32 protein-coding genes are annotated in these 26,749 nt (G+C 55.1%); 16 read left to right on the top strand and 16 right to left on the bottom strand.

The annotated features are described in order from the left end of the window. The first annotated feature begins 398 nt into the window (after positions 1-398). The 5 genes from csgB to ymdB all read left to right on the top strand — a co-directional run bounded on the left by csgB (position 399) and on the right by ymdB (position 2,864). The gene (gene csgB / locus UTO39_RS19040) at positions 399-854 is read left to right on the top strand and encodes a curli minor subunit CsgB (RefSeq protein WP_061098601.1); all 456 of its coding nucleotides are present in this window, start codon (positions 399-401) and stop codon (positions 852-854) included. Positions 855-895: 41 nt separating this feature from the next. Then, a complete protein-coding gene (csgA, locus tag UTO39_RS19035; protein ID WP_028012680.1) occupies positions 896-1,354 on the top strand; it encodes a curli major subunit CsgA in 459 nt (152 codons plus the stop codon). A gap of 61 nt (positions 1,355-1,415) precedes the next feature. Further along, positions 1,416-1,748, top strand: a complete 333-nt coding sequence (gene csgC / locus UTO39_RS19030; RefSeq protein WP_320727810.1) for a curli assembly chaperone CsgC — start codon at positions 1,416-1,418, stop codon at positions 1,746-1,748. Between the two features lie 150 nt (positions 1,749-1,898). Further along, entirely contained in the window at positions 1,899-2,219 is a 321-nt protein-coding gene (locus UTO39_RS19025) for a hypothetical protein (protein ID WP_061098599.1), read from the top strand. A 102-nt stretch (positions 2,220-2,321) separates the two neighbouring features. Then, positions 2,322-2,864 (top strand): O-acetyl-ADP-ribose deacetylase, encoded by a 543-nt coding sequence (ymdB, locus tag UTO39_RS19020; RefSeq protein ID WP_151413168.1) that lies wholly within the window; start codon positions 2,322-2,324, stop codon positions 2,862-2,864. Between the two features lie 33 nt (positions 2,865-2,897). Here ymdB and mdoC read toward each other — a convergent pair whose 3' ends face one another. Further along, complete coding sequence (gene mdoC / locus UTO39_RS19015; protein ID WP_266178317.1) at positions 2,898-4,037, bottom strand: glucans biosynthesis protein MdoC; 1,140 nt, start codon at positions 4,035-4,037, stop codon at positions 2,898-2,900. 254 nt (positions 4,038-4,291) lie between these two features. On the opposite strand from mdoC, the gene mdoG reads away from it, so the two are divergent. The 3 genes from mdoG to UTO39_RS19000 all read left to right on the top strand — a co-directional run bounded on the left by mdoG (position 4,292) and on the right by UTO39_RS19000 (position 8,665). Next, the gene (gene mdoG, locus UTO39_RS19010) at positions 4,292-5,845 is read left to right on the top strand and encodes a glucans biosynthesis protein MdoG (RefSeq protein ID WP_116340716.1); all 1,554 of its coding nucleotides are present in this window, start codon (positions 4,292-4,294) and stop codon (positions 5,843-5,845) included. Then, positions 5,838-8,366, top strand: a complete 2,529-nt coding sequence (gene mdoH / locus UTO39_RS19005; RefSeq protein ID WP_151413171.1) for a glucans biosynthesis glucosyltransferase MdoH — start codon at positions 5,838-5,840, stop codon at positions 8,364-8,366. Before mdoG ends, mdoH begins: the two co-directional genes overlap by 8 nt. Before the next feature lie 71 nt (positions 8,367-8,437). Continuing rightward, positions 8,438-8,665 (top strand): YceK/YidQ family lipoprotein, encoded by a 228-nt coding sequence (locus UTO39_RS19000; protein ID WP_013097162.1) that lies wholly within the window; start codon positions 8,438-8,440, stop codon positions 8,663-8,665. A gap of 6 nt (positions 8,666-8,671) precedes the next feature. Here UTO39_RS19000 and UTO39_RS18995 read toward each other — a convergent pair whose 3' ends face one another. The 3 genes from UTO39_RS18995 to UTO39_RS18985 form a co-directional block, all read right to left on the bottom strand. Then, positions 8,672-9,046 carry a MysB family protein gene (locus UTO39_RS18995; protein WP_028012687.1) on the bottom strand — a complete coding sequence of 125 codons (375 nt, stop codon included), beginning with the start codon at positions 9,044-9,046 and terminating at the stop codon, positions 8,672-8,674. Positions 9,047-9,143: 97 nt separating this feature from the next. Then, positions 9,144-10,361, bottom strand: coding sequence for a multidrug efflux MFS transporter MdtG (gene mdtG / locus UTO39_RS18990; protein ID WP_253541535.1), 1,218 nt, complete (start codon positions 10,359-10,361; stop codon positions 9,144-9,146). A 140-nt stretch (positions 10,362-10,501) separates the two neighbouring features. Next, on the bottom strand, positions 10,502-11,428 hold the full coding sequence (locus UTO39_RS18985) for a Kdo(2)-lipid IV(A) acyltransferase (RefSeq protein ID WP_061098593.1): 927 nt from the start codon (positions 11,426-11,428) through the stop codon (positions 10,502-10,504). 221 nt (positions 11,429-11,649) lie between these two features. On the opposite strand from UTO39_RS18985, the gene UTO39_RS18980 reads away from it, so the two are divergent. Then, positions 11,650-12,699 carry a rhodanese-related sulfurtransferase gene (locus tag UTO39_RS18980; protein ID WP_266178316.1) on the top strand — a complete coding sequence of 350 codons (1,050 nt, stop codon included), beginning with the start codon at positions 11,650-11,652 and terminating at the stop codon, positions 12,697-12,699. Positions 12,700-12,740: 41 nt separating this feature from the next. Here the strand turns inward: UTO39_RS18980 and UTO39_RS18975 are convergent, their stop codons facing one another. The 9 genes from UTO39_RS18975 to mdtH form a co-directional block, all read right to left on the bottom strand. Then, entirely contained in the window at positions 12,741-13,319 is a 579-nt protein-coding gene (locus UTO39_RS18975) for a YceI family protein (RefSeq protein ID WP_320727809.1), read from the bottom strand. A gap of 1 nt (position 13,320) precedes the next feature. After that, entirely contained in the window at positions 13,321-13,887 is a 567-nt protein-coding gene (locus UTO39_RS18970) for a cytochrome b (RefSeq protein ID WP_061098590.1), read from the bottom strand. A gap of 218 nt (positions 13,888-14,105) precedes the next feature. Next, a complete protein-coding gene (locus tag UTO39_RS18965) occupies positions 14,106-14,219 on the bottom strand; it encodes a YceO family protein (RefSeq protein WP_320727808.1) in 114 nt (37 codons plus the stop codon). A gap of 60 nt (positions 14,220-14,279) precedes the next feature. Beyond that, positions 14,280-15,398: an N-methyl-L-tryptophan oxidase gene (gene solA / locus UTO39_RS18960; protein ID WP_320727807.1), complete on the bottom strand. Its 1,119-nt coding sequence runs from the start codon at positions 15,396-15,398 to the stop codon at positions 14,280-14,282. 116 nt (positions 15,399-15,514) lie between these two features. Then, positions 15,515-15,769 carry a biofilm formation regulator BssS gene (bssS, locus tag UTO39_RS18955; protein WP_023299782.1) on the bottom strand — a complete coding sequence of 85 codons (255 nt, stop codon included), beginning with the start codon at positions 15,767-15,769 and terminating at the stop codon, positions 15,515-15,517. Between the two features lie 272 nt (positions 15,770-16,041). Continuing rightward, positions 16,042-16,287 carry a DNA damage-inducible protein I gene (gene dinI / locus UTO39_RS18950; RefSeq protein WP_028012694.1) on the bottom strand — a complete coding sequence of 82 codons (246 nt, stop codon included), beginning with the start codon at positions 16,285-16,287 and terminating at the stop codon, positions 16,042-16,044. A 74-nt stretch (positions 16,288-16,361) separates the two neighbouring features. Next, positions 16,362-17,408, bottom strand: a complete 1,047-nt coding sequence (gene pyrC / locus UTO39_RS18945) for a dihydroorotase (RefSeq protein ID WP_320727806.1) — start codon at positions 17,406-17,408, stop codon at positions 16,362-16,364. Between the two features lie 126 nt (positions 17,409-17,534). Next, positions 17,535-18,095: a lipoprotein gene (locus tag UTO39_RS18940; RefSeq protein ID WP_061098587.1), complete on the bottom strand. Its 561-nt coding sequence runs from the start codon at positions 18,093-18,095 to the stop codon at positions 17,535-17,537. Positions 18,096-18,219: 124 nt separating this feature from the next. Further along, entirely contained in the window at positions 18,220-19,428 is a 1,209-nt protein-coding gene (gene mdtH, locus UTO39_RS18935; RefSeq protein ID WP_061098586.1) for a multidrug efflux MFS transporter MdtH, read from the bottom strand. 236 nt (positions 19,429-19,664) lie between these two features. Here mdtH and rimJ point away from each other — a divergent pair, with 236 nt between their 5' ends. The 4 genes from rimJ (at position 19,665) to murJ (ending at position 23,497) form a co-directional block, all read left to right on the top strand. Next, positions 19,665-20,249, top strand: coding sequence for a ribosomal protein S5-alanine N-acetyltransferase (gene rimJ, locus UTO39_RS18930; protein ID WP_013097146.1), 585 nt, complete (start codon positions 19,665-19,667; stop codon positions 20,247-20,249). A 9-nt stretch (positions 20,250-20,258) separates the two neighbouring features. Then, a complete protein-coding gene (locus UTO39_RS18925; RefSeq protein ID WP_320727805.1) occupies positions 20,259-20,906 on the top strand; it encodes a YceH family protein in 648 nt (215 codons plus the stop codon). A gap of 2 nt (positions 20,907-20,908) precedes the next feature. Further along, complete coding sequence (locus UTO39_RS18920; protein WP_320727804.1) at positions 20,909-21,832, top strand: Gfo/Idh/MocA family oxidoreductase; 924 nt, start codon at positions 20,909-20,911, stop codon at positions 21,830-21,832. Positions 21,833-21,961: 129 nt separating this feature from the next. Further along, a complete protein-coding gene (gene murJ / locus UTO39_RS18915) occupies positions 21,962-23,497 on the top strand; it encodes a murein biosynthesis integral membrane protein MurJ (RefSeq protein WP_061098582.1) in 1,536 nt (511 codons plus the stop codon). A 59-nt stretch (positions 23,498-23,556) separates the two neighbouring features. Here murJ and flgN read toward each other — a convergent pair whose 3' ends face one another. The 3 genes from flgN to flgA all read right to left on the bottom strand — a co-directional run bounded on the left by flgN (position 23,557) and on the right by flgA (position 25,033). Then, positions 23,557-23,982, bottom strand: a complete 426-nt coding sequence (gene flgN, locus UTO39_RS18910; protein ID WP_028012701.1) for a flagella biosynthesis chaperone FlgN — start codon at positions 23,980-23,982, stop codon at positions 23,557-23,559. A gap of 4 nt (positions 23,983-23,986) precedes the next feature. Further along, positions 23,987-24,280, bottom strand: a complete 294-nt coding sequence (flgM, locus tag UTO39_RS18905) for a flagellar biosynthesis anti-sigma factor FlgM (RefSeq protein WP_014883360.1) — start codon at positions 24,278-24,280, stop codon at positions 23,987-23,989. 93 nt (positions 24,281-24,373) lie between these two features. Further along, the gene (flgA, locus tag UTO39_RS18900; RefSeq protein WP_028012702.1) at positions 24,374-25,033 is read right to left on the bottom strand and encodes a flagellar basal body P-ring formation chaperone FlgA; all 660 of its coding nucleotides are present in this window, start codon (positions 25,031-25,033) and stop codon (positions 24,374-24,376) included. Between the two features lie 157 nt (positions 25,034-25,190). On the opposite strand from flgA, the gene flgB reads away from it, so the two are divergent. From flgB to flgD, 3 genes are read left to right on the top strand one after another with little or no spacing between them, the layout of a single operon-like run. Continuing rightward, complete coding sequence (gene flgB, locus UTO39_RS18895) at positions 25,191-25,607, top strand: flagellar basal body rod protein FlgB (protein ID WP_008500815.1); 417 nt, start codon at positions 25,191-25,193, stop codon at positions 25,605-25,607. A gap of 3 nt (positions 25,608-25,610) precedes the next feature. Beyond that, positions 25,611-26,015 (top strand): flagellar basal body rod protein FlgC, encoded by a 405-nt coding sequence (gene flgC / locus UTO39_RS18890; RefSeq protein ID WP_013097138.1) that lies wholly within the window; start codon positions 25,611-25,613, stop codon positions 26,013-26,015. Positions 26,016-26,026: 11 nt separating this feature from the next. Beyond that, the gene (flgD, locus tag UTO39_RS18885; RefSeq protein ID WP_041910524.1) at positions 26,027-26,737 is read left to right on the top strand and encodes a flagellar hook assembly protein FlgD; all 711 of its coding nucleotides are present in this window, start codon (positions 26,027-26,029) and stop codon (positions 26,735-26,737) included. The last annotated feature ends 12 nt before the right edge of the window (positions 26,738-26,749 follow it).

Below are 26,749 nucleotides of genomic sequence, written 5' to 3'. Positions count from 1 at the left end.
GCTTGTATCCAGGTATGAGTGACTGATACTTTCTAAGTCATGCCGTTCTGGTTTTTCTGGCTTAAGAAAACTCGCCTTGTGTCACGCACTGAAGAAAATGTCATCCTTTCGTTACGCTTAAACAACGCGGGGAGGGGCATGGACGGCTTTCTCGTCGTTGTACAACATGTCACGCATAAATATTTTTATAAAAAATAAAACCGGCCTGTGTAATGCCTTTTATGGTGCAAATTACAACTTTGTGGTGAGCTGAAAAATAAAAATAAGCCGCGCGGGTGAGATATTTAAAATGTTTCAACGGACATACTCTTCACCGTAACGACGCGTTAACAAAAACGAGCCGTTTAATACGAAATACGATCAGAGTGTTTTCAGGTAGCCGGATCCAGGGTGACAACATGAAAAACACATCGTTATTTTTGATGTTTACATTACTGGGTGCGCCTGGATTTGTAACCGCAGCGAATTCAGATTTAGCAAACGCTGAATATAATTTTGCGGTTAATGAATTAAGTCATTCATCATTAAATCAGGCAGCCATTATTGGTCAACAGGGCGTATTTAATGACGCTCAGCTTCGCCAGGAAGGATCGAAACTCTTGTCCGTCATTTCCCAGGATGGGGCAGGCAACAGAGCGAGAGTTGATCAATCAGGGACTTACAATATTGCCTGGATCGATCAGAGCGGTAACGGGAACGATGCAGGTATTACGCAGGATGGATATGGTAATAGTGCGAAAATTATCCAGAAAGGGTCGGGTAATAGAGCAAATATTACGCAGTACGGTACGCAGAAAACCGCAGTTGTAGTGCAGAAACAGTCGCAGATGGCAATTCGCGTTATTCAGCGCTAGCTATTTCGCGGCGACGTTAATCAATCCGATGGGGGTTTACCATGAAATTTATCAAAGTGGCAGCACTTGCAGCAATCGTAGTTTCTGGTAGTGCTATGGCTGGTATGATTAATCAGGGCGGATGGGGTCATGGACACGGTCATGGTCAGGGCGGAAACAGTGGTCCAAATTCAACCCTGAATATTTATCAGAACGGTGGCGGTAACTCCGCGCTGGCGTTGCAGACCGATGCCAGAAATTCCGTTCTCAATATTAGCCAGACCGGTGGCGGTAACGGGGCTGATGTCGGTCAGGGTTCTGACGACAGTAAAATCAACCTGACCCAGAACGGTTTCGGCAACAGTGCGACACTCGATCAGTGGAACAGCAAAAAATCCGTTATGAATGTTAGCCAGTACGGCGGCCTTAACGGTGCGCTCGTAGACCAGACGGCGTCTAACTCCACCGTCAACGTTACCCAGATCGGCTTTGGTAACCACGCGACGGCGCATCAGTACTGATACTGAAATCTGTACTACAAAAAAACAGGGCCGATGCCCTGTTTTTTTTCGGGAGTTCCACATGAATACCTTCATTCTCCTTGCCGCGCTTTCCGGCCAGATAACCTTTCAAACGTCACAGCAGGGAAATATGACGACCATTATTCCGCAGGTCATTTTGACGGAACCGTGTGATTGTCAGGTTCATATCCACACCTTGAAGGAAGGGCAGAGCGGGCAAAGTGCTTCGCGGCAGCAAAATACCCTTTTTATACCCGCTAATCAGCCGATTGATTTAACGCGGTTGAGTTTAACTATTTCTGCGGGAGACACGATAAAAATCGTTGTCACCGTCACGGATGGAAAAGCGCTTCATTTATCACAGCAGTGGTCGCCAGCCGGGGGTGCGCTGTAAATATTCATGAAATCAATACATTGCGAATATTTGCCGTTGAACTAAGCTGTTATCAGGAACTGCGTTGTTAGGTTCCGTAACGTCAGCCTTCGTTTGCATAATGAAGCGCGTTTGCCCCTCATGGACGATTTTCATTGAGGAGTACATATCGTGACCCACTATTTTGCTCATCTTATTTCAGGTCTGGGCCTGCTCGTTTCTGCTTTTATCGCTCCAGCTTATTCAGCCACTATTGCAGAAGGTGGTGTTATTCACTTTCGCGGTGCAATCGTTGCTGACCCTTGTGAAGTCACACCGCAACAGCGGCAGCTTGCGCTGTCATGCCCGGAAAAAAACCGTATGCAAACGCGTACGATCAGTTTTGACGATGCGCTGAACGGCAAGTCGACGGCTTCAAGCCTTGCGACAGTCAATATGACGTACCTGAATCCTGAAAAAACGCTCGCGGTTGTTCAGATCCAGTACCGTTAATACCCGTGCGCGCCCGTCGGTGGGCGCGGTTTTATGCCTGTCATTTTTCTCAATAACCCCTCTGCGATACACTTATAAAAAAGCGGACAGCAGAGGGGCTTTATGAAACCGCAAATTGAAGTTATTCATGGCGATATTACGACAGTTCATGTCGACGTCATCGTCAATGCGGCCAATCCTTCCCTGATGGGGGGAGGAGGCGTAGACGGCGCTATTCACCGGGCTGCCGGACCACAGTTACTGGAAGCCTGTAAAATCGTGCGTCAGCAACAGGGTGAATGCCCTCCGGGCCATGCGGTGATTACGCTGGCGGGCAACCTTCCTGCTAAAGCGGTGATTCATGCCGTCGGGCCCGTGTGGCATGGTGGCGACCAGCATGAAGCGAGCCTTCTGGAAGAGGCATACCGGAACTGTCTGCGGCTTGCTGCCGACAACGGCTTTAAAACGATGGCCTTTCCGGCCATCAGCACCGGCGTGTATGGTTATCCAAAGGCAGCCGCGGCGGCCATCGCTGTAGATACCGTCTACCGTTATCTGTCACTCAAACCGCTGCCAGAGAAGGTGATTTTTGTCTGCTTCGATGAAGACACCACGCATCTTTATCAGCGGCTTCTGACCCAGCGCAGACAAGAGCTGGAAAGCTGAAGTAAAGGCGGCGCACTCAGTGCGCCGCGCTGCTCAGGCGGCTTTCGGCTGTGGTTTTCCTGAAAACAGGAAACGCAGGAGAGGGATCCGCAGATGGATCTCATAGAGTACGACGGCAATCCCCACCACAAACACCAGCCCGGTAAAGAAGCCCAGCGTGTTGGATGCGATATGCGGCGTGATGTATGCCCCGAAGAACAGCGTCAGCGGGTGGTGCACCAGATAGATAAACAGTGAGGCGTTGACGAAGTAGGTCACGCGGCTGGACTTAAAGTTCAGCAAACGGTGGCCGAGCGCGAACACCACGTTCACCATCCACAGGCCCAGCAGCATGGTAATCACGCTTTCCGTTTCATACATCCAGGCGTCGCCGCTTCCGTAGCGCTGGTTCAGCAGGTAGGCCACGAAGGCGATGGCCGCACCCACCGCGCACCACGGTGACGGGGTGGTAAACAGCGCTTTAAGCTTCGGATGGATAAAGGCCAGTGCGCCAATTAAAAAGAATGGAATGTAGAACAGCGACTGCATCACCACAAAATTGAACAGGCCGTCGCTCAGTATCGGTGGATAGATGATAAACAGCGTGCGTCTCACCGCGGCATAGGCGATCCCCAGCAGTAAGAAGAGCACCGACAGTTTGCCCAGCGTGACGTTGGCGAAGAAAGCGTCTGCTGTCGTGCTGAGATGACGGCGCAGGCGGCTGAAAATCACCAGACTGACCGTGGTCAGCACCACCAGAACCAGCAGGAACCAGAGGTGAGACACCAGCTCCCAGACCAGCGTGTTGTACTTTTCATACAGCGAGAGATTCGGCCAGTTCTCCGCCTTGCCCTTAACGTACTGCAGCATAATGAACTGCGGCAGCGTCAGCAGCGGGATGGCGGTTAACATGGGAATACCTACGCGCTCCACGCGCACTTTCCACCAGCGCTTAAGCGGATAGCGTAAAAAAAGCATGTACGAAAAATAGCCGGATATAACAAAAAACACCTGCATGCGGAAGGCGTGAATAAAGTCATTAAACAGCGTCAGCCACCAGGAGGGCATCTGGCTATTAACATGCCACGTGTGGCTGGAGTAAATCAGTGAAATATGAAAGGGGATCCCCAATAGCATCAGCCATGCCCGGATCGAGTCGAGGAAATATTCCCGTTGTATCGGTGTTGTGCTCATATAACGTTGTGCATTCTCAGACTTTTCGCCTTATCCCTAAGGCTCATAATGGTTACATTCGAAGCCAACCCTACACCAAGACCGACACACTGTCTCCAGGATAAGCACGCAAAGTGAATAGCGGGTTCTTTCATTTGCTTAATCCATGAGCCAGCAGCTGAACAAAGCAGTGATTATGTTGTCGGATTGCCTGAGTTTCCATTAAAATGGATCGGATCGATATAAGCACACAAAGGGGGAAGTGCTTACTTATTATGAAACATAAACCACAGATGATGAAAATGCGTTGGTTGGGTGCTGCAGTGGTGTTATCACTGTATACCTCATCGGCACTGGCCTTTAACATCGACGATGTCGCAAAACAGGCAAAATCGATGGCAGGCAAGAGCTACGAAGCGCCGAAAAGTAACTTGCCCTCCGTTTTCCGCGACATGAAGTATGCGGACTATCAGCAGATCCAGTTCAACCACGATAAAGCGTACTGGAACAACATTAAAACCCCGTTCAAGCTTGAATTTTATCATCAGGGTATGTACTTCGACACGCCTGTTGCCATCAATGAAGTGACGGCAACCGCGGTACGCAAGATCAAGTACAGCCCGGATTACTTCAATTTTGGCAATGTGCAACACGACAAAGATACGGTGAAAGACCTGGGCTTCGCAGGCTTCAAAGTCCTTTATCCGATCAACAGCAAAGATAAAAACGACGAAATCGTCAGCATGCTTGGCGCCAGCTACTTCCGCGTGATTGGCGCGGGGCAGGTGTACGGGCTTTCTGCGCGCGGTCTGGCTATTGATACCGCGCTGCCATCAGGTGAAGAGTTCCCGCGTTTCCGCGAGTTCTGGATTGAACGTCCAAAACCAACGGACAAACGTCTGACTATTTATGCGCTGCTCGACTCTCCGCGTGCAACCGGTGCCTATCGCTTTGTGATTATGCCGGGTCGTGACACGGTTGTTGACGTGCAGTCTAAGGTTTACCTGCGAGACAAAGTGGGCAAACTGGGCGTTGCGCCGCTGACCAGTATGTTCCTGTTCGGGCCGAACCAGCCGTCTCCGGCAACCAACTTCCGCCCGGAACTGCATGACTCCAACGGTCTGTCTATTCATGCCGGTAACGGTGAGTGGATCTGGCGTCCGCTGAATAACCCGAAACATCTGGCGGTTAGCAGCTTTGCGATGGAAAATCCGCAGGGCTTTGGCCTGCTGCAACGTGGCCGTCAGTTCTCTCGCTTTGAAGATCTCGACGACCGCTATGACCTGCGTCCAAGCGCCTGGGTTACGCCGAAAGGTGACTGGGGTAAAGGCAAGGTAGAGCTGGTTGAAATTCCAACCAACGACGAAACCAACGACAACATCGTCGCATACTGGACGCCGGATCAGCTGCCGGAAGCCGGTAAAGAGATGAACTTCAAGTACACCATTACCTTCAGCCGCGACGAAGATAAGCTGCATGCGCCGGATAACGCGTATGTGACGCAGACTCGCCGCTCTACGGGTGACGTGAAGCAGTCTAACCTGATCCGTCAGCCTGACGGTACGGTAGCGTTTGTCGTGGACTTCACCGGTCAGGATATGAAGAAACTGGCTCCGGATACTGCGGTGTCGGCCCAGGCCAGCATCGGTGACAACGGTGAAATCGTAGAGAACACCGTGCGTTACAACCCGGTAACCAAAGGCTGGCGTCTGACCCTGCGCGTGAAAGTGAAAGATCCGAAACAGACCACTGAAATGCGTGCTGCGCTGGTCAGTGAAGATCAGCCGCTGAGTGAAACCTGGAGCTACCAGCTACCTGCCAATGAATAATACATCTGAATATATTGATGCCATGCCGCTGACGGATATCGAAAAAGCGGCGCTGCCTAAGAGCGACATCCGCGCGGTTCATACCGCGCTGGATGGCGAACATCGTCAGTTTTCCCGTGATGATGATACGCCGCTGGGGTCAGTCAAGGCGCGTCTGGAGCAGGCCTGGCCAGACTCGCTGGCAGAAGGGCAGTTGATTAAAGACGACGAAGGACGCGATCAGCTTCAGGCAATGCCGAAGGCGACGCGTTCCTCAATGTTCCCCGATCCATGGCGCACCAACCCGGTTGGCCGCTTCTGGGATCGCCTGCGCGGACGTGACGTCACGCCGCGCTATCTGTCGCGCCTGACGAAAGAAGAGCAGGCCTCCGAACAGAAATGGCGTACCGTGGGGACAATTCGCCGCTATATCCTGCTGCTTCTGACGCTGGCGCAGACGGTTGTCGCGACCTGGTACATGAAAACCATTCTGCCTTACCAGGGCTGGGCGTTTATCAACCCGACTGACATGATGGGCCAGGATCTCTGGGTCTCCTTCATGCAGCTGCTGCCGTACATTCTGCAAAGCGGCATTCTCCTGCTGTTCGCGGTTCTCTTCTGCTGGGTGTCGGCCGGTTTCTGGACCGCGCTGATGGGCTTCCTTCAGCTGCTGATGGGACGGGACAAGTACAGCATTTCGGCGTCAACGGTCGGGGATGAACCCCTCAATCCCGAGCACCGCACCGCGCTGATTATGCCTATCTGTAACGAAGACGTTGACCGTGTATTTGCGGGGCTGCGTGCAACCTGGGAGTCCGTGAAGGCGACCGGTAACGCGGAACATTTCGACGTTTACATCCTGAGCGACAGTTACAACCCGGATATCTGCGTTGCAGAGCAAAAAGCCTGGATGGAGCTGATTGCGGAAGTGCAGGGCGAAGGGCAGATCTTCTACCGCCGCCGCCGCCGTCGCGTGAAGCGCAAAAGCGGCAACATCGATGACTTCTGCCGCCGCTGGGGTAACCAGTACAGCTATATGGTTGTGCTGGATGCTGACTCCGTCATGAGCGGTGACTGCCTGAGCGGTCTGGTGCGTCTGATGGAAGCTAACCCGAACGCGGGCATCATTCAGTCTTCGCCAAAAGCGTCCGGTATGGACACCCTGTACGCGCGCTGCCAGCAGTTCGCCACCCGTGTTTACGGCCCGCTGTTTACCGCCGGTCTGCACTTCTGGCAGCTGGGTGAGTCGCACTACTGGGGCCACAACGCCATTATCCGCGTGAAGCCGTTCATCGAACACTGTGCGCTGGCGCCGCTGCCGGGCGAGGGTTCGTTTGCCGGTTCAATTCTGTCGCATGACTTCGTGGAAGCTGCGCTGATGCGTCGTGCTGGCTGGGGCGTCTGGATTGCCTACGACCTGCCGGGATCGTACGAAGAGCTGCCGCCGAACCTGCTGGACGAGCTCAAGCGTGACCGCCGCTGGTGTCACGGTAACCTGATGAACTTCCGCCTGTTCCTCGTAAAAGGGATGCACCCGGTTCACCGTGCGGTGTTCCTGACGGGCGTGATGTCCTATCTCTCCGCACCGCTGTGGTTTATGTTCCTCGCGCTCTCCACTGCGCTGCAGGTCGTCCATGCCCTGACGGAGCCGCAATACTTCCTGCAACCGCGCCAGCTGTTCCCGGTGTGGCCGCAGTGGCGTCCGGAGCTGGCGATTGCGCTGTTTGCTTCCACCATGGTGCTGCTGTTCCTGCCTAAGCTGCTCAGTATCATCCTGATCTGGTGCAAAGGCTCGAAAGAGTACGGCGGGTTCTTCCGCGTGACCCTTTCACTGCTGCTGGAAGTGCTGTTCTCCGTGCTGCTGGCGCCGGTGCGTATGCTGTTCCACACCGTGTTTGTGGTCAGTGCGTTCCTGGGCTGGGAAGTGGTCTGGAACTCACCGCAGCGTGATGACGACTCCACGCCGTGGAGTGAAGCCTTCATGCGCCACGGCTCTCAGCTGCTGCTGGGTCTGGTGTGGGCAGCCGGAATGGCCTGGCTGGATCTGCGCTTCCTGTTCTGGCTGGCGCCGATTGTCTTCTCGCTGATCCTGTCGCCGTTTGTGTCCGTGATCTCCAGCCGTTCAACGGTGGGGCTGCGTACCAAACGCTGGAAACTGTTCCTGATCCCGGAAGAGTATTCCCCGCCGCAGGTGCTGGTGGATACCGATACCTATCTGGAACAGAACCGCAACCGCACGCTGGACGATGGCTTTATGCACGCCGTGTTTAATCCGTCATTCAACGCTCTAGCGACGGCGATGGCCACCGCGCGCCACCGCGCAAGCCAGGTGCTGGAGATTGCCCGCGATCGTCACGTTGAGCAGGCGCTTAACGAGACCCCGGAAAAACTCAACCGCGACCGCCGTCTGGTGCTGCTGAGCGATCCGGTCACGATGGCAAGGCTTCACTATCGCGTATGGTCCGCTCCGGAGAAGTACTCTTCATGGGTGAACTACTACAAAGAGCTGAAGCTGAACCCGCTGGCGCTGAAGGCGAAGTAAGCGGTTAAGCAAAGCGCCACCCGCCAAATAAAATACCGGCTGCGAGGCCGGTATTTTTTTAGAGGTTACTGATGAAAATAATCATCGTCGTCATGATGGCATGCCTGCTAAGCGGCTGCGGCAGCATCATCAGCCGCACCATTCCAGGTCAGGGCCACGGCAACCAGTACTACCCGGGCGTGAAATGGGATGTCCGTGATTCCGCATGGCGCTACCTGACGGTGCTCGATCTGCCGTTCTCGCTGATTTTCGACACGCTGTTGCTGCCCATCGATGCCAGCCACGGCCCGTACGAGTAGCGAAAATTAACGCTCGTCCCATTCATCGGCTGCGGTTTGACCTTCTTCCGTATCCAGCGGTGGCTCGAGCTGAAATTCGCCCTCATCCCACTCGTGCAGCGTATTCTCCTCCAGCCATTCCTGGCGTAACTCGATTTCATCATAGTCGCCATCAAACACGGCCTGCGCACCTGCACCGCTCAGGACCGGCAAACATTCCCCTTCTTCGCCTTCATCGGCAAAGAATTCGGCCTGCCACATAATATCCCCATCCTGCAGAACATATTTTTGGATATTAAGTTGTTGCACGTCAGCATCTTCTTCCTCAACGCCGGGATTATCGGCAAGGAACTCTTCACGAGCGGCATCAATAGCTTCTTCCAGCGTGGCGTACATGGTCATTGGTGTCTCCCTGTTTTCCAGAAGGTTTCAGGGAAAGAATAGCTGAATATCAGATTCTGCAAGTATGAATGCGAAAATAAGCCGTCAGGCTTTCTTCTTATTCCGTCACCGGCCGTAGCGCGCGGGATAAACTGAACCACGAGTAAATCGCGTTGAACAGCACCACGCCAGCCGTCACGATAAAGACGGCGCGAAAACCGAAGCTGGCGGAAATACCCGCCCCGAGAAGCGGTCCGGTGACGTTGCCGATATCGCGAAACGACTGGTTATAGCTAAAGATACGCCCGGCAATCTGGTTCGTGGAGTTGTAGACCAGCAGGGTCTGCACCGCGGGCAGCAACGCCCCGTCGGCGGCGCCCAGCAAAAAGCGAAGCACGCCCAGCTGCCACGGAGAGTGCACCATCGACATGGGGATAAGCAGCAGGACGGAGATGACCAGCGCACAGATTAGGATCTTCTCCGGACCCACGCGGTCCCCCAGCTTCCCCAGCCGCGGCGCACTAAGCAGCGCCGCCACGCCGGGCACGGAGGCAATCAGCCCGCTGATAAACGCAATATTGCTGACGTTACCCGCGAGGTCGCGAACGTACAGCGTCAGAATAGGGGCAATCGATCCGGTTGCCACCTGAATGATTAATGTCGTTACGAACAGGCTCAGCACCAGTCTGGGGTTTTTAAGCGAGGTCAGCACGTCTCTGGCATGGAGCATCTCTTTTTTGGCGACGGGCGTAAATTTTTCACGAATGCAGACCAGGGTGACGATAAAGCACAGGAACAACACGCTGGCGGTGATGAAAAAGACCGGGCGCAGGCCGTAGTTATCCGCCAGTAATCCCCCCGCCAGCGGCCCCAGCAGGGCACCGCTCACGCCGCCGGTTGAGAGCGTGCCAAGCGCCCAGCCGCTCTTATGGCGAGGAATTTGCGTGGCGATCAGGGCATTCGCGTTGGGAATAAATCCGCCCAGCAAGCCCAGCAATGCGCGCAATATCAGGAACTGCCAGACGTTCTGCGCCACGCCCATCAGCGCCATGATAATCGCCATTCCCAGCGCTGAGCGCAGCAGCATAATTTTACGTCCCTTACGGTCGGCAAGGCCGCCCCAGAAGGGCGAGGCAATGGCGGAAAAGAGAAACGTGATGCTGAATACCAGGCCAGACCACATGTTGAGCGCGCCGTGGCCCGTCACGCCCAGCTGTTCGACGTAGAGCGGCAGGAAAGGCATGACCAGGCTAAACGCCGCGCCGGTAAGAAAACAGCCAAGCCACGCAACCGTGAGGTTACGCTTCCAGTTTATGGGGGCATCTGAGGGTGACATAACAATCCGCATAGTGAGGTGCAGAGCACCTGAAGCATGAAGTAATAAGCCTGCTAATTATGCGCCTGGGTTATGATTGCCGCAATGAGGGGGAGCTTTTAAAGCTAAAACAGCATGCGGCCCTGAAGGCCGCATGAGGATTAATAGCGGGACGGTGTGCCTTCTGGCCGCGTTTTAAAGCGGCGATGCAGCCACATATACTGCTCGGGCGCCAGCATGATGCACTTCTCCACAACGCCGTTCATCCAGCGCGCGGTGGTTTCCGCATCTTCCAGCGGCGGCGCGAGTTCCGGCTCAAGCATCATCAGCTCGTAGCCTGAGCCATCCGGCATACGGCGGGGAACAAAGGGAACGATGGCGGCCTTGGACATCCGCGCCAGCATCCAGGTGCCGGTCGTGGTGGCGGCCTCGTCGACGGCGAAGAAGGGGACAAAGACGCTGGCCTGTGGGCCATAGTCGTGATCGGGGGCATACCAGACCACTTCACCGGACTTCAGCGCGCGGATCATGCCCTTCAGATCCTTACGGTCGATCATGCTTTTGTTGGAGCGCATGCGGCCGTTGGTCTGGATGAGATCGATAACCGGGTTGTCGTTAGGACGATAAACCCCGATGCCGGGCGCCTGCATGCCAAACATACGCGCCCCGATTTCGAGCGTCAGAAAATGGACGCCGATCAGCAGCACGCCGGTCTGATTGGCCTGAAGCGTATGCACCGGCTCCATGCCGGTGCCTGTAACCTTGCTCCAGCGGGCCATGCGTTTGTCCGACCAGAACCACGCCATGCCGGTCTCCATAAGACCCATGCCGACGGATTCGAAATTCTTCGAAACCATATCATGGCGCTCTGCCTCGCTCATCTGCGGAAAGCACAGCTCAAGGTTACGATACGCGATGCGGGCGCGGCGCTTCATAAACGTTTGCGCGAGTCGGCCTAATGATTTACCTAACCGGAAGATAACAGGGTAGGGAAGCTGTACCAGTAGCCATAAAAAGCCAATGCCAAGCCAGGTCATCCAATAGCGGGGGTGCAAAAGGGCGACGGTAAATTTTGGTAACTGGGTCATGTCTTTCCTGTGTTCAAACGTCCTGTTTCGCTATTGTCGCATTTTTTGAGACATAGCCAAAATATCTGCCGTCGAAACCTGCACGACCGCAGTAATTGTTAAGCCTGATTCATCAGGGTGTGTGAAATGTAGCGTAAATTGTGTGGATGTAAATTGGTTTTGTTTGCTATATGATGCCGACCGATTTTGATTCTCTCTGACGATTGCAGGACTTGTACACCATGCCAGTGTTACACAACCGCGTTTCGAATGAGATGTTAAAGGCGCGCATGTTGGCTGAAACCGAACCGCGCACGACCATCTCCTTCTACAAATACTTTACCATTGACGATCCGCAGGCGACCCGCGATGCGCTTTATCAGGCCTTCACGGCGCTGAACGTTTTCGGGCGCGTCTATCTTGCCCGCGAAGGCATTAACGCGCAGATTAGCGTCCCGGAAAGCAAAGTGAATGCGTTCCGCGACGCGCTTTATAACTTCGATCCGGCCCTTAACGGCTTACGCCTGAACATTGCCCTGGATGACGACGGAAAATCGTTCTGGGTGCTGCGCATGAAGGTGCGCGAACGCATCGTGGCGGACGGTATTGACGATCCTGATTTTAACCCGGCGGACGTCGGCGAATATCTGAAGGCCGCTGAAGTGAATGCGATGCTGGACGATCCGGATGCCGTGTTCATTGATATGCGTAACCACTACGAGTACGAAGTGGGGCATTTCGAAAACGCGATGGAGATTCCGGCCGATACCTTCCGCGAGCAGCTGCCTAAAGCGGTGGAGATGATGCAGGAGCATAAGGATAAAAAAATCGTTATGTACTGCACCGGCGGTATCCGCTGCGAGAAGGCCAGCGCGTGGATGAAGCACAATGGGTTCAACAAGGTCTGGCACATTGAAGGCGGTATTATCGAGTACGCCCGCCGCGCCCGCGAGCAGGGCTTACCGGTACGCTTTATCGGTAAAAACTTCGTCTTTGACGAGCGCATGGGCGAGCGCATTTCAGAAGACGTGATTGCCCACTGCCATCAGTGCGGCGCGCCGTGCGATACCCACACCAACTGCAAAAACGACGGTTGCCACCTGCTGTTTATCCAGTGTCCGGCCTGTGCCGAGAAGTTTAACGGCTGCTGTAGCGAGCTGTGCAGCGAAGAGAGCGTCCTGCCGGAAGAAGAGCAGCGACGTCGTCGCGCAGGGCGTGAAAACGGCAATAAGATTTTTAATAAATCACGCGGCCGTCTGAATACCAAACTGGGAATTCCTGACCCGGAATGATAATAACGCCCGGCACGGCGAAAGCCTGCCGGGCGAATCTATTACGACTTCTGCTGCACACCCTCAACGGAAATAACCAGCTCAACGTCCTGAGACGCCGGGCCTAAATCCGTTGTGATATTAAAATCTTTCAGGTGAATTTTACCCGCCGCTTCAAAACCTGCGCGTTTGCCGCCCCACGGATCGTCGCCCTGACCGATCAATTTCGCATCCAGAGTAACGGGTTTGGTTACGCCATTCAGCGTGAGGTTACCGGTAATAGCCAACTTATCACCGTCTTTTTTCACTTCCGTAGAGGCGAAGGTGGCCTGTGGGAATTTTGTGACATTCAGGAACTCTGCGCTGCGCAGGTGTTTATCGCGCTCAGCATGGTTCGTGTCGACGCTGTTCGTATTAATGGTCACATTGACTTTATCTGCCGCAGGATTTTTCTCGTCAAAAGTAAATGTGCCGTCGAAATCTTTAAAGGTGCCGTACAGCCAGCTGTATCCCAGGTGCTGAATGCGGAAATTGACGAAAGCGTGCTGGCCCTCTTTATCAATTTTATAGTCAGCCGCCACGGCAGAACCGGCGGTGAATAACAGAGATCCAAGGGCGATACCCAGCAGGTGTTTTTTCATTTTATGCTCCAGAGTCAACTGACGAGCGGCCAAGCATGCGCTTAAGCGTATCGTCTTTATCAATAAAGTGGTGTTTAAGGGCGGCGAGCCCGTGCAGTACGGACAGGATCACCACGCTCCAGGCAAGCCAGAGGTGAACGACGCCTGCCGTGTCGGCCTGAGCCCCGGCATCGCTGAGCGTTGCCGGAACCTCGAACAGGCCAAAAACGCTAATCGGTTTGCCGTCTGCCGTTGAAATGAGATAGCCGCTGATCAGAATGGCAAAGAGCAGCGCGTAGAGCGCAATATGCGCGGCGACGGCGCTGACCCGGGTTATTTTACCGTACGTCTTTAGCGGCGCGGGCGGTGGAGAAATATGTCGCCAGATCACGCGAAACACCAGGCCCAGCATCAGCAGAACCCCGATGCTTTTATGCAGCTCGGGTGCCTGATGATACCAGCCATCGTAATAGCTGAGCGTGACCATCCAGAGTCCAAGTCCGAACATACCATAGACGGCAATGGCAAATATCCAGTGCAAGCTTATGGATATTATTCCGTAGCGCCGGGAGGAGTTACGCAATTGCATCAGAATGTCCATTTTCAAATTAACCGAAAGTTAAAAATGAACGGGAAGGCGGGATATTGCAACTGAAAAAATTGACTATTGATTTTTATTTTATTTATTTCAGCGATTTTGAAAAGGAACCGCAAGATTAATTCAATGGCTTCGTGCAAGACGTATTTAGCAGAAGAAAAAAGCTTAAATAAACATAAAGTAACGTCAGTTAACGTCAACTGTCGCTTTCAATAAAACACAATGTAAATAACATCAAAGATAGCGAGCACCGCCCACAATAAGATATAGAGCATAAAGTGCTCGCGAATGTTATTGATGAGGAAATCCACGATCCTGCGCATAACGCCCCACGGTTGAGTACGAAGAAAACGGGCCCCGATACCGCCGGAGCCCGTGGCCGATTATCCGTTAAAACGCGAGAGTGAGAACGGCGTCAGATCAAACTGCGACGTGATACCCTGGGCAAACTGCGCGGCGATTTCACCCAGCACCGAAGCGAACTTAAAGCCGTGGCCGCTCAGCCCGGTAATCAGCAGGGTGTTGTCATGGCCCGGCAGCGTATCAATGATAAAGTCTTCATCCGGCGTGTTGTCATAGGTGCAGGCCGCGCCATAAAGCAGGCCACCGACGCCCGGGAGAATATTGCGCAGGAACGAGAAGGCTTCTGAACCGTCCTGCGGGCAGGCGCCAAACGGTTTGCGCTCCTCCGGTGAGGAGATGACCTGCCCGCCGTTATGTTTTCCAATCTTGAGGGCGTCCTTTTCGGAAGGGAAACCGTAGAACTGATCGCCGTTGGCTAACTCGCCGGTAAACGCCGGGAATTTATTTTGCGCGCTGTAACGCCCGTCCGACTGGAACCAGGAGAAGACCTTGCGCACCGGCTGGATCGGCAGGTCCGGGAGAAGGCGGGTAACCCAGGTTCCTGCGCTAATAAGCAGGCGGGAAGCTGAATAGTCCCCGTCTACGGTTTTCACCGTAACGCCGTTTGCATCATGCGTAATGGCCTCTACGGGGCAATTGAACAGCTGCGCGCAGCCCGCTTTGGCAGCCAGATCGATCCAGGTTTTGATCGCCGTTTCACAGTGCAGTACGCCGGAGTTGGCTTCAAAGAGGCCGATATAATCCTCCGGGACGGTAATTTCAGGCCAGCGCGAGGTAATGGCCGTCGCGTCCAGCTTATCAACGTCAAGATTAAAGGCTTTCGCGCTGCGTTCGACGTTGGCGAGAAATTCTGAACGGGCCGGACCGAGGTTGATGACTCCCGTGCGCTCAAAAATGCGCTCTTCAGTCTGTTTCGCCAGCTCGTCCCAAAGCGTCTGGGCGCGAAGCACCAGCGGTACGTAGCGCTCCCCCTCGCCGTAGGCATGACGAATGAGGCGGGTGTCGCCATGATGGCTACCTTCGCTGTGAGGCGGCAGGTGGGCGTCAATCATCAGGACGTTTAGCCCTGCCTGCGTTGCGTAATAACCGGCGGCCGAACCAACGGAGCCGCTACCAATAATGATTAAGTCGTATCTCATATGCATCTCGTAAACTTACGGTTTGTTAGCAGAGTAATTAACAACGCGGGCGCAAACAAGCGGGAAATAAATAAGGCACCGCGAGGGTGCCTGTTGAGTGAAAAGTGGGCATACGGTTAGTGCCGTTTATACTCATTTTCCTGATAGTCGCCAGATTCTATTTTTGCAATGCCTGCCTCTAAAATAGAAATAAACTGACGGGCGACGTCTGTTGTTAGCCACAGCGTCTGTCCAACTTCCGCTTCGTCACGGTTGAGTTGATTTGGGGTCTGGTAGTGCAAACGCAGCATCAGCGCATCGTAGCTATCTACGGTACTGATATCCCAGCCTACAAGCGGATGGGTCTGGATGACTTCGTTATTCTTTTCCATTATAACCCCCTAAATGCGTGTTAGAAGACAACGGCTCTGAGGTTCAATGCATGTTTTTCTGAAAGCTTCTTCAGTATACCAAGTAATAAGGGTTCCAACGGGAAAAATAAACAGGTAGCAACACATTTTTCTGCTTTTTAGGATTGTTCGAACAATAAAACACCATCTCGTTCACGATTTTTTAAGAAGACGCTGAATTAATTTGAATTATCGAAATTACAGGCAAAAAAAAGCCGGGGCGACCCGGCAAAAAACACAATGAGGGAGCAGTGTTAATCGGTAATGAACCAGTCGTCTGCGCTTTCCCACGTTTCCTGCAGGATTTCGCTGATGCGATCTTTGTCTTCTTTTGCGGCACCCATAACGGAGAGGTTGTTCGCTGCGGCGTAGCGCACCGTTACGGCGCCAGCGTTGTCGGGAAAGGTGTTGTTAATACGACGGGATAATTCGCCTGCCAGAGCGTCAAGCGCGCCGGCAGGCAGAACGGTAGTTTTGGCTATGGTGACTTCAATACGCATAAATGCCCCCTGTGTAATATACTGTTTATTTATACAGGCATATTGTCGGTTTGACAACAAGGGGCGTTGATTTTTTAGCGTTTTACCGTCCAGCTTACGGTTTCACCTGCCAGGAAGGGGATCAGCGTGTCATCCGTTAGCGCGATAGACTCCTCAACCTGGCTCGCTTTGCGCTCCAGTTCAATGAAGGTGTCATTGACCGTCAGGCCGTAGAAGCGCGGGCCGTTGAGGGAGCAGAACGCTTCGAAATGCTCCAGCGCGTCCATCTCTTCAAATACGGTTGCATAGCTGGCAAGCGCCGTTGGGGCGTTGAAACAGCCCGCGCAGCCGCAGCTAGCCTCTTTACGATGGCGGGCGTGAGGCGCGGAGTCCGTGCCCAGGAACGCACGCGTGAATCCGCTGGCGACCAGCTCGCGCAGCGCCTGCTGGTGAACGTTGCGCTTGAGGATCGGCAGGCAGTACAGGTGAGGGCGCACCCCGCCCACCAGCATATGGTTACGGTTAAACATCAGATGCTGCGGAGTGATGGTCGCAGCGATCAGCTCATTACCGTCGCGAACATACTCTGCCGCATCTTTGGTGGTGATATGCTCAAAGACCACCTTAAGCGCCGGCAGGCGCTGGCGCAGGGGCTCCATCACGGTCTCGATAAAACGGGCTTCACGGTCGAAGATGTCAATCTCTGCATGCGTTACTTCGCCGTGTACCAGCAGCGGCATGCCCAGCTTCTGCATGCGCTCCAGCACCGGCATGATGGCATCAATGCTGGTGACGCCGTGGCTGGAGTTGGTGGTGGCATTCGCCGGGTAGAGTTTCGCCGCCGTAAATACGCCTTCGTTAAACCCGCGTTCCACTTCGTTCGGATCCAGTGAATCGGTCAGGTAGCAGGTCATCAACGGGGTGAAATCATGTCCCGCCGGAACGGCATCCAGAATGCGCTGGCGGTAGGCAACCGCTGCATCGACGGTGGTGACTGGCGGAACCAGGTTTGGCATGACAATCGCGCGGCCATAAATTTCACTGGTATAGGGCACGACGGTTTTCAGCATATCGCCATCACGCAGATGGATATGCCAGTCGTCTGGGCGGCGGATTTTAAGAACCTGGGGTTGTGCAGTCATGGAAGCTCCGGCTTGTCAGGAATCAGTCATAAGGATGGCTGTTTTTGCCGGACACAAATCATAAGCGGAAACGTTTTCGTTTGCACACTTTTCCGTAAAAAAAAGGGCGCCGCAGCGCCCTTCAGGTTAATCGGTGAAGGGAATAACGATCTCTCCCGGCTTCACCTCTATCCCTTTTGCGTATTTCTTCGCGAGAGCTTCACCCTTGCTTTTGTCTTCGCTTAAGACGTACGCCGGCTGCTGGTTAAAGTAGTTTCGCAGCGACTGGTTAAGATAGGGCATCAGGGTTTGCAGTACCGGTGCCATTTTGTCCGGCGAAACCTGCGCATCGACCACTTCCATCTCCTGCAGGAATATCGCCCCCTTCTCTTTGTTGAAAACGGGAAGCGCCTTCAGCTTGAGCTTGATGTTGGCTTTCTGATTGCCAAAAAGGGAGGTCATATCAAGCGCGGCATCGCCTGCCAGAGTGACTTTATTCGGCTCTTCGCGACCAATCTGGCTGGTGAGATTGGTGAGCACGATGTGGGCATCGGCCAGCCCCGGCACGCCAATGTCTTTAGAGAAATTGTTATGTTTTTCCAGCGCCTGATTAATTTCCTGCTCACTGACGGTATATTGCGTAAGCTGGTTACAGCCCACCAGCAGTCCGCTGACAATAAATGCGGCGGCAATGACAATTTTCTTCATAGTGTTCCTCAACGAAAAATCGGCGCTTCTGTCCTGTTTCGCAAGTATGTCAGTGTGAAATGGCATAAACCAGCAGAAAATACTGAGAAGTGAGGCGGGAGTTTTCTCCCGCCGGAGGGAAGGTCTACGCGCCGGGCTCGAGCATGCCGCTCGCGCTGCGCTTCTGGCTGAACTGCCACCACAGGGCGAGGAGCGTCATGACACCCACCACGCCGAGCATCATCCAGGGGAGCTCCGGCTGGTTCAGCGCTTTGCCGGCATCGAACAGCCAGCCGCCGCCGGCGTAACCCAGCGCACCGCCAAAGGCCAAACCCAGGCGGCTGAAGCCCATATAGCTGCCCCGCGCACGCGCATCCGCAAGCGAGGCGCTCAGCGTTTCGCGGGCGGGCTCGGCAATGATGGAGCCGATGTAGAAGGTGCAGATCAGCGTAAAAAGCTGCTGAAGCGTGTTTACCAGACCGATCGGCATCATGCTCAGCGTCATCAGAAACAGCCCGGCCATCAGGCGATGCTCCAGGCGAAAACGTCGTTCACTCCAGCGGGCAATCGGGTAGAGCAGCGTTAACGACAGGCAGGCTTCGATGGCGTACATCCATTTTACGGCAGCAGGCGTGCCCGCAATATCGTTCACCATGATTGGCAGCATCAGCATCACCTGTACGGCCAGCATGTAATAGCCGGTCAGGGTCAACACGTAGGTGACAAAACGCCTGTCGCGCAGGACGCGTCCGAGCCCTTCGCGCACCGGGGCTTTTACCGTCGACAGCTTCCAGGCCGGAAGGTAGAGGCCGTTAAACAGCGCGCAAAGAATAAACAGCACCGCCCCGGCCGCGCAAACCAGACGGAAATCGTACTGCAGCAGCCAGCTGCCCAGCAGGGCGCCAACAACCGCCCCGGCGCTGTCCTGCATCATCAGAATGGAGAAGAAGCGGCCGCGGTGCTGAGGACGAATCAGCTTTACCACCAGCGCGGTGCGCGGCGGGTCAAACAGGGTGCCACCGATACCGGAGAGGAAGCAGGAGAACCACAGCAGCCAGGGCTCGTGGGCAACCGCCATCGTGGCAAAGCCTGCCGCGCGGAGCAGCATACCGGTAACGATCATCGGTTTAGCGCCAAAGCGGTCAGCGATCGCGCCGCCAAAGACGCCCAGACCCTGCTGGACAAACTGACGTAGCCCCAGCGCAATACCGACCATCAATGCCGCCCAGCCCATTTGATCGACAAAGCGGATCGAGATGAGGGGGAACACGACAAAAAAGCCGAGCACGACCAGCATGTTATCGACGAGCAGGAAATATTTACCCAGGCTCCTGGCCTGTGATACGCGGGACATTTTCCCTCCAGGGAAAATAAGAAGGTGAGCACGCTAACATTCTGCGGTGTCGCCGCGTTTTTTCCCACCCCCGGGCGCGACAATATTTTTTTATCAAAACGGTGCTTTGATAGAGAGTTCTCATCGAAAAATGTGAAAAGAGGTCAAAATGGTATGTCACTGTTTTCACAGACGGCACAGGCGCAGGTATAGTAAAGCTAATGGGTAAGCTGAAGTGACGGGAAGGAGTGGTATTGATGTTTGGCTATCGCAGTAATGTGCCAAAAGTGCGTCTGACAACGGACAGGCTGGTCGTTCGTCTTGTGCATGAGCGTGATGCCTGGCGTCTGGCGGATTATTACGCCGAGAATCGCCAGTTTTTAAAACCCTGGGAACCCGTTCGGGACGAGAGCCATTGTTACCCCTCCGGCTGGCAGGCGCGCCTCAGCATGATCGCTGAATTTCATAAGCAGGGCAGCGCGTTTTATTTCGCGCTGCTGGATCCAGAAGAGAAAGAGATTATCGGGATCGCCAATTTTTCAAACGTGGTGCGGGGATCGTTTCACGCCTGCTACCTTGGGTACTCCATCGGCCAGAAATGGCAAGGGCAGGGGCTGATGTACGAGGCGTTAACGGTAGCCATCCGCTATATGCAGCGCACGCAGCATATCCATCGCATTATGGCGAACTACATGCCGCATAATCAGCGCAGCGGCAATTTGCTGGCGCGTTTAGGGTTCGAGAAAGAGGGGTACGCTAAAGACTATCTGCTGATAGACGGAGAGTGGCGCGACCACGTTCTGACGGCATTAACCACCCGTGACTGGACCGCAGGTCGTTAAGGAGAAAAGATGAAATATCAGCTAAACGGTACGGAAGCGCGCGTGATTGGGTGCTTACTCGAAAAACAGGTCACCACGCCGGAGCAGTATCCGCTCTCTGTCAACGCCGTGACCATGGCCTGTAACCAGAAGACCAACCGCGAGCCGGTGATGAACCTCAGCGAGCATGAGGTTCAGGACGTGCTGGATGCGCTGGTGAAGCGCCACTATCTGCGCACCGTCAGCGGCTTCGGCAACCGCGTGACCAAATACGAGCAGCGCTTCTGTAACTCCGAATTTGGCGACCTGAAGCTGAGCAGCGCGGAAGTGGCGGTCATTACCACGCTGCTGCTGCGCGGGGCGCAAACGCCGGGGGAACTGCGAACGCGCGCTTCCCGAATGCATGAGTTCAGCGACATGCAGGAAGTCGAGCAGACCCTGGAAGGGCTGGCCGCGCGTGAGGATGGCCCTTACGTGGTGCGCCTGGCGCGCGAGCCGGGCAAACGTGAGAGCCGCTATATGCATCTCTTCAGCGGCGATGTTGACGCCACAAGCGTGGCGACGGAATCGGGCCCTGCAACCCGTGACGACCTTGCCGCGCGCGTAGAGGCGCTGGAAGACGAGGTGGCCGGGCTGAAACAGCGGCTGGATGCACTGCTGGCACATTTGGGAGACTAACGGTGAAAAAATTACGCATTGGCGTGGTGGGGCTCGGCGGTATTGCGCAGAAAGCCTGGCTGCCCGTACTGGGCGCCGCGTCTGACTGGACGCTGCAAGGGGCATGGTCACCTACCCGAGAAAAGGCAGAACGTATCTGCGAAACCTGGCGTATCCCGTATGCGGCATCGCTTCAGGATCTGGCCCGCGAGTGCGATGCGGTATTTGTGCATACCTCAACGGCAACCCACTATCAGGTAGTGAGCGAGCTGCTCAATGCGGGCGTTCACGTCTGCGTGGATAAACCGCTGGCGGAAAATGTTCAGGACGCCGAACGGCTGATTGAGCTGGCGGCCCGTAAAAAACTGACGCTGATGGTCGGTTTCAACCGCCGCTTCGCGCCGCTTTACCAGCAGCTGAAGGCGCAGTCCGGCAATATGGCCTCGCTGCGCATGGACAAGCACCGCACCGACAGCGTGGGTCCGAACGATCTGCGCTTTACCCTTCTCGATGACTACCTTCACGTAGTGGACACAGCGCTGTGGCTGACTAACGGCAATGCACAGCTGAAAAGCGGCACTCTCGTCACCAACGAGCAGGGGCAGATGGTGTATGCGGAACACCATTTTGCCGTTGAGCATCTTCAGGTCACCACCAGCATGCACCGCCGCGCGGGCAGCCAGCGGGAATCCGTACAGGCGGTGACCGACGGCGCGCTGTACGACGTTACCGACATGCGCGAGTGGCGGGAAGAGAAGGGCAGCGGCGTGGTGATGCAGCCGGTCCCCGGCTGGCAAAGCACTCTGGAGCAACGTGGTTTCGCAGGATGTGCCCGCCACTTTATCACCTGCGTGCAAAATCAGACGGTTCCTGAAACGTCCGGCGAGCAGGCCATTCTGGCTCAGCGCATTGTGGAGCGGCTCTGGCGCGATGCCATGAGTGAATAACTCGCTGTAACATCTGCGGATAGTAATTCGTTGAAATCGGGTTAGACTAAGCGCCGCTTGTTGGCTTTGCCGGGTGGCGCTTGCGCGTACCCGGTCTATAAATCCGTATGGTTCTGGAAATTCACGTTAATGAACTTATTAAAATCGCTGGCGGCCGTCAGCTCGATGACCATGTTCTCTCGCGTTCTCGGTTTTGCGCGCGATGCCATTGTGGCAAGGGTCTTTGGTGCAGGGATGGCAACGGACGCCTTTTTCGTCGCGTTCAAGCTGCCGAACCTGCTGCGTCGCATTTTTGCTGAAGGGGCGTTCTCCCAGGCGTTCGTGCCCATTCTGGCGGAATATAAAAGCAAGCAGGGTGAAGACGCGACGCGCGTGTTTGTCTCTTATGTCTCCGGGCTGTTGACGCTGGCGCTGGCCGTGGTGACGGTAGTCGGTATGCTGGCCGCGCCCTGGGTAATTATGGTGACCGCACCCGGCTTTGCCGACACGGCGGATAAATTTGCCCTCACCTCGCAGCTTCTGCGCATTACCTTCCCCTATATTCTGCTGATCTCGCTGGCCTCGCTGGTGGGGGCGATCCTGAACACCTGGAACCGCTTCTCCGTTCCGGCGTTTGCGCCGACGTTCCTCAACGTCAGCATGATCGGTTTTGCGCTGTTCGCCGCGCCGCACTTCAACCCGCCGGTGCTGGCCCTGGCCTGGGCGGTCACCGTGGGCGGGGTGCTGCAGCTGGCGTATCAGCTGCCGCATCTGAAGAAAATCGGCATGCTGGTGCTGCCGCGCATCAACCTTAAAGATGCCGGGGCTATGCGGGTGATTAAGCAGATGGGGCCCGCCATTCTTGGCGTCTCCGTCAGCCAGATCTCGCTTATCATCAACACCATCTTTGCCTCTTTCCTGGTGTCGGGTTCCGTCTCGTGGATGTACTACGCTGACCGTCTGATGGAGTTTCCGTCCGGCGTGCTGGGCGTGGCGCTGGGGACCATCCTGCTGCCGTCGCTGTCGAAAAGCTTTGCCAGCGGCAACCATGACGAATACTGCCGCCTGATGGACTGGGGCCTGCGTCTCTGCTTCCTGCTGGCCCTGCCAAGCGCGGTAGCGCTGGGGATCCTCGCCAAGCCGCTGACGGTGTCGCTGTTCCAGTACGGTAAATTCACCGCGTTTGACGCCGCGATGACCCAGCGCGCGCTGGTCGCTTACTCGGTGGGATTGATGGGGCTAATTGTCGTCAAAGTGCTGGCGCCGGGGTTCTATTCGCGTCAGGACATTAAAACGCCGGTGAAAATTGCCATTGTGACGCTGATTATGACGCAGCTGATGAACCTGGCATTTATCGGCCCGCTGAAGCATGCCGGCCTGTCGCTCTCTATTGGTCTGGCGGCCTGCCTGAATGCCGGGCTGCTTTATTGGCAGCTGCGCAAGCAGGATATCTTTACGCCGCAGCCGGGCTGGGCAAGTTTCCTCGCGCGTTTGGTTGTGGCGGTGCTGGTGATGTCTGCGGCACTCATCGGGATGATGTACGTCATGCCGGAGTGGTCCCTCGGCACGATGCCTTACCGTCTGATGCGCCTGATGGCCGTGGTGGGCGTTGGGGTGGTAGCCTATTTCGCCACGCTCGCCGTGCTGGGCTTCAAAGTGAAAGAATTTACCCGCCGGACGGCATAAACGCCAAAAGGGGAGTTCACCTCAGGGTGCTCCCCACTGCATGATTTGTCGCTTAAGCTTCAAATCGAAATCTTTTTTACACCCGCAATACGTGCCGTCGCCGTCTGACCATCCGCGCCGTACAGTCCGGTTTCTTTATGCGGCTTCAGCACCTCAAGCGCCTGCTGATTACGCTCTATCTGGCCTTCTAGCAGCCAGCCGTTATGCTGGTTGAGATCGCGCAGATGCTGGGTTTTTTCGGTAATGGTCTGCCAGCGCTCGGCAATATCGTCATTGGCGCTGCGCTTCGAGTCCTGCTCGGCGCGGCGCTGCTGCTCCAGATAGTCCAGCGTCGCCAGCAGCGAACTCTTATCTTCAGTAATACGCTGCAGCGCGCTGCCGTTAATGTGACCGGAAGAGAGATGCTGCTGTTCAGCGTCCATTACCGTTTTCAGGTCGTTCAGGACAACCGTCATTTGATCCAGTATTTCTGACAGTCGACTCATACGGTTAGTTACTCTGTAAGAAACTCTGTGCTTCCTGAATCAGGGCATCAGCGATTTTGCTGGTGTCCATTTTCAGCTCACCGTTGCGAATAGCCGTTTTCAGCGCTTCAACACGTTCCATATTGATATCGTTGCTGCCTGGCTGCATCAGTTTTGCCTGGGCATCGCTCAGGGTCACGCTGGTGCTGTTAGACGTTGACGGTTTTTCCAGACGCGTTTTCTGAGGGGTTGCGTCGTTCGTTTCGCGAGGCTGTACAGCGCTTACCGGCTTCAGGGCTGATGTACGATCAATGCTCATAGTGTTGTCCTCATCGAGGGTTCGCGGCGTTTGCGCCTGACATCATCATTAGTGGAATATTTATCGGCACGCGCCGCGAAATCTTTAAAAAGATTATAGGTTAATCAGAATATTCCCATCAGAATCGACGGTTCCGCTCACCACCTGGCCTGAGGACATTCTGACGCGGGCGTTTTGCGCTACCGCGGCATTGTTTAACGCTTTCCCTTCACTGTTGATGCTAAAGCCGTCTCCGTTGGCGACCACCATCACCTGCTGTCCCGCTTTGACACGCCACGCCTGGCGCAGCATGGAGAGCTGAATCGGCTGGCCCGGCGCGACGTCGCGCAGGCTGACGGCGTCCTGTGCCTGGTTAATGTCCAGCATTGTCCGCGGCGGGAGCTGATCCAGACGCCCACGCTTTAACGTCACGCTGTTTGCCTGCAGCGCGCTGCCACGCACAATGGGTACGGCGGCGACAACATAATTGCCCGTCGCCTGAACTGCAACCTGTAAATAGCGTTTTTCGTTGGCGCAGCGTGCCAGGACGTTCACATTGCCCCACAGCTTGGTGGTCCCCGTCACGCTGAATGACGGTTGCTCGCAGGTCGGATACAGATTCGGCGGCGTGCGGATGGTCACGTTAACGTCGTCGCTAAAGCCCGCCAGCTTCTGGGCAAAAAAATTGGTCAGCGCATCCTGTAAATCCCCGGCATTCACCAGAGGGCTAAACAGCAAGAAGGTTGCCATCAGGCCACGTTTTAACGTTTGCATCGCAAGTTCCACCGTTTCCAGAGTTGAGTGAATTCTACCTGCAGTGGTTTTGCATCAACGGAATAAATAGCGACGCATTTTGTGCTTATTCCGTCGATAGGGGAGACCGGGTGAGATTTAAGCTGTGAACTGAAATTTTGCCATCAGCGGAGGAGACATGCTCGATAAACTCGACGCCGCGTTACGTTTTCAGCAGGAAGCGCTCAATTTACGCGCCCAGCGGCAGGAGATTTTAGCCGCCAACATCGCTAACGCCGATACGCCCGGGTATCAGGCGCGCGATATTGATTTTTCCAGTGAACTCAAAAAGGTGATGGAGCGTGGACGTGCCGAAGGAACGGGTGTTGCACTCGCCATGACATCCTCTCGCCATATTCCCGCTCAGGCGATGACCGCGCCAGCGACCGATTTACTTTATCGCATCCCTGACCAGCCTTCACTCGACGGTAACACCGTGGATATGGACCGGGAGCGTACGCAGTTTGCCGATAACAGCCTGAAATACCAGACGGGCCTGACCGTACTCGGCGGACAAATCAAAGGCATGATGAACGTCCTGCAGGGGGGCAACTGATAAATGGCCTTGCTGAATATTTTTGATATCGCCGGCTCGGCGTTAACCGCCCAGTCAAAACGTCTGAACGTGGCCGCCAGTAACCTGGCGAACGCCGACAGCGTGACCGGACCTGACGGACAGCCTTATCGTGCCAAACAGGTTGTGTTTCAGGTCGACGCTGCGCCAGGCGCGGCAACGGGCGGCGTGAAGGTGTCTGACGTGGTAGAGAGCCAGGCGCCGGACAAGCTGGTGTATGAGCCCGGTAACCCGCTCGCGGACGCTAACGGATACGTGAAGATGCCAAACGTGGACGTGGTGGGCGAGATGGTGAACTCCATGTCGGCGTCCCGTAGCTACCAGGCGAACGTCGAAGTGCTTAATACCGTGAAGAGCATGATGCTCAAAACACTCACTCTCGGCCAGTAAAGGAGACATGCATGTCCATCGCCGTAAATGTGAACGATCCGACGAACACGGGTGTTAACAACACCAAAAGTTCGACAAGCTCCAGCTCCCTGACGGGAAGCAATGCCTCCGATTTGCAGAGCAGCTTCCTGACGCTGCTGGTGGCTCAGCTTAAGAACCAGGATCCGACTAACCCAATGCAGAACAACGAACTGACCACGCAGCTTGCGCAGATCAGTACCGTGAGCGGCATTGAGAAACTGAACACTACTCTGGGTTCCGTCTCCGGTCAGATTAACAGCGCCCAGTCCCTGCAGGCGGCAAGCCTGATTGGTCACGGCGTGATGATCCCGGGGACCACGATCCTTGCGGGCACCAGCACCACCGACGGTACATCGACCACCACCACTACGCCGTTCGGCGTTGAATTGCAGCAGGCGGCTGACAAAGTGACGGCGACGATCACCGACTCAACCGGCGCCGTGGTTCGCACCATCGACATCGGCGAGCTGAAGGCGGGCGTTCACACCTTTACCTGGGACGGCAGCCTGACCGACGGCACGAAAGCACCAAATGGCTCCTACAAAGTCGCGATTAGCGCCAGCAACGGGACAACCCAGCTGGTGGCGCAGCCGCTGCAGTTCGCGCTGGTTCAGGGCGTGATTAAAGGGGGCGACGGCAACAAACTGGATTTGGGTACCTCCGGTACCACCACACTCGACGAAGTTCGGCAGATTATCTAAGCCTTAACACTT

The organism is Enterobacter sp. 118C5 (assembly GCF_034107645.1).
GTDB classification, from domain to species: domain Bacteria; phylum Pseudomonadota; class Gammaproteobacteria; order Enterobacterales; family Enterobacteriaceae; genus Enterobacter; species Enterobacter nematophilus.
Note: the sequence above shows the minus strand (reverse complement) of the source record. Positions and strands in the feature narration are given on the sequence as shown.

What these genes read in the sequence shown, in the direction of transcription:
- csgB (WP_061098601.1), top strand. Translation starts at nt 399, where the DNA reads ATGAAAAACACATCGTTATTTTTGATGTTTACATTACTGGGTGCGCCT.
- flgC (WP_013097138.1), top strand. Translation starts at nt 25,611, where the DNA reads ATGGCCTTGCTGAATATTTTTGATATCGCCGGCTCGGCGTTAACCGCC.
- flgD (WP_041910524.1), top strand. Translation starts at nt 26,027, where the DNA reads ATGTCCATCGCCGTAAATGTGAACGATCCGACGAACACGGGTGTTAAC.
- flgN (WP_028012701.1), bottom strand. Translation starts at nt 23,982, where the DNA reads ATGAGTCGACTGTCAGAAATACTGGATCAAATGACGGTTGTCCTGAAC.
- flgB (WP_008500815.1), top strand. Translation starts at nt 25,191, where the DNA reads ATGCTCGATAAACTCGACGCCGCGTTACGTTTTCAGCAGGAAGCGCTC.
- murJ (WP_061098582.1), top strand. Translation starts at nt 21,962, where the DNA reads ATGAACTTATTAAAATCGCTGGCGGCCGTCAGCTCGATGACCATGTTC.
- pyrC (WP_320727806.1), bottom strand. Translation starts at nt 17,408, where the DNA reads ATGACTGCACAACCCCAGGTTCTTAAAATCCGCCGCCCAGACGACTGG.
- UTO39_RS18975 (WP_320727809.1), bottom strand. Translation starts at nt 13,319, where the DNA reads ATGAAAAAACACCTGCTGGGTATCGCCCTTGGATCTCTGTTATTCACC.
- solA (WP_320727807.1), bottom strand. Translation starts at nt 15,398, where the DNA reads ATGAGATACGACTTAATCATTATTGGTAGCGGCTCCGTTGGTTCGGCC.
- csgA (WP_028012680.1), top strand. Translation starts at nt 896, where the DNA reads ATGAAATTTATCAAAGTGGCAGCACTTGCAGCAATCGTAGTTTCTGGT.
- mdoG (WP_116340716.1), top strand. Translation starts at nt 4,292, where the DNA reads ATGAAACATAAACCACAGATGATGAAAATGCGTTGGTTGGGTGCTGCA.
- UTO39_RS18925 (WP_320727805.1), top strand. Translation starts at nt 20,259, where the DNA reads ATGAAATATCAGCTAAACGGTACGGAAGCGCGCGTGATTGGGTGCTTA.
- flgA (WP_028012702.1), bottom strand. Translation starts at nt 25,033, where the DNA reads ATGCAAACGTTAAAACGTGGCCTGATGGCAACCTTCTTGCTGTTTAGC.
- flgM (WP_014883360.1), bottom strand. Translation starts at nt 24,280, where the DNA reads ATGAGCATTGATCGTACATCAGCCCTGAAGCCGGTAAGCGCTGTACAG.
- UTO39_RS19000 (WP_013097162.1), top strand. Translation starts at nt 8,438, where the DNA reads ATGAAAATAATCATCGTCGTCATGATGGCATGCCTGCTAAGCGGCTGC.
- UTO39_RS18995 (WP_028012687.1), bottom strand. Translation starts at nt 9,046, where the DNA reads ATGACCATGTACGCCACGCTGGAAGAAGCTATTGATGCCGCTCGTGAA.
- mdtG (WP_253541535.1), bottom strand. Translation starts at nt 10,361, where the DNA reads ATGTCACCCTCAGATGCCCCCATAAACTGGAAGCGTAACCTCACGGTT.
- UTO39_RS18940 (WP_061098587.1), bottom strand. Translation starts at nt 18,095, where the DNA reads ATGAAGAAAATTGTCATTGCCGCCGCATTTATTGTCAGCGGACTGCTG.
- mdtH (WP_061098586.1), bottom strand. Translation starts at nt 19,428, where the DNA reads ATGTCCCGCGTATCACAGGCCAGGAGCCTGGGTAAATATTTCCTGCTC.
- rimJ (WP_013097146.1), top strand. Translation starts at nt 19,665, where the DNA reads ATGTTTGGCTATCGCAGTAATGTGCCAAAAGTGCGTCTGACAACGGAC.
- UTO39_RS18970 (WP_061098590.1), bottom strand. Translation starts at nt 13,887, where the DNA reads ATGCAATTGCGTAACTCCTCCCGGCGCTACGGAATAATATCCATAAGC.
- ymdB (WP_151413168.1), top strand. Translation starts at nt 2,322, where the DNA reads ATGAAACCGCAAATTGAAGTTATTCATGGCGATATTACGACAGTTCAT.
- mdoC (WP_266178317.1), bottom strand. Translation starts at nt 4,037, where the DNA reads ATGAGCACAACACCGATACAACGGGAATATTTCCTCGACTCGATCCGG.
- dinI (WP_028012694.1), bottom strand. Translation starts at nt 16,287, where the DNA reads ATGCGTATTGAAGTCACCATAGCCAAAACTACCGTTCTGCCTGCCGGC.
- UTO39_RS18985 (WP_061098593.1), bottom strand. Translation starts at nt 11,428, where the DNA reads ATGACCCAGTTACCAAAATTTACCGTCGCCCTTTTGCACCCCCGCTAT.
- UTO39_RS18965 (WP_320727808.1), bottom strand. Translation starts at nt 14,219, where the DNA reads ATGCGCAGGATCGTGGATTTCCTCATCAATAACATTCGCGAGCACTTT.
- csgC (WP_320727810.1), top strand. Translation starts at nt 1,416, where the DNA reads ATGAATACCTTCATTCTCCTTGCCGCGCTTTCCGGCCAGATAACCTTT.
- bssS (WP_023299782.1), bottom strand. Translation starts at nt 15,769, where the DNA reads ATGGAAAAGAATAACGAAGTCATCCAGACCCATCCGCTTGTAGGCTGG.
- mdoH (WP_151413171.1), top strand. Translation starts at nt 5,838, where the DNA reads ATGAATAATACATCTGAATATATTGATGCCATGCCGCTGACGGATATC.
- UTO39_RS18980 (WP_266178316.1), top strand. Translation starts at nt 11,650, where the DNA reads ATGCCAGTGTTACACAACCGCGTTTCGAATGAGATGTTAAAGGCGCGC.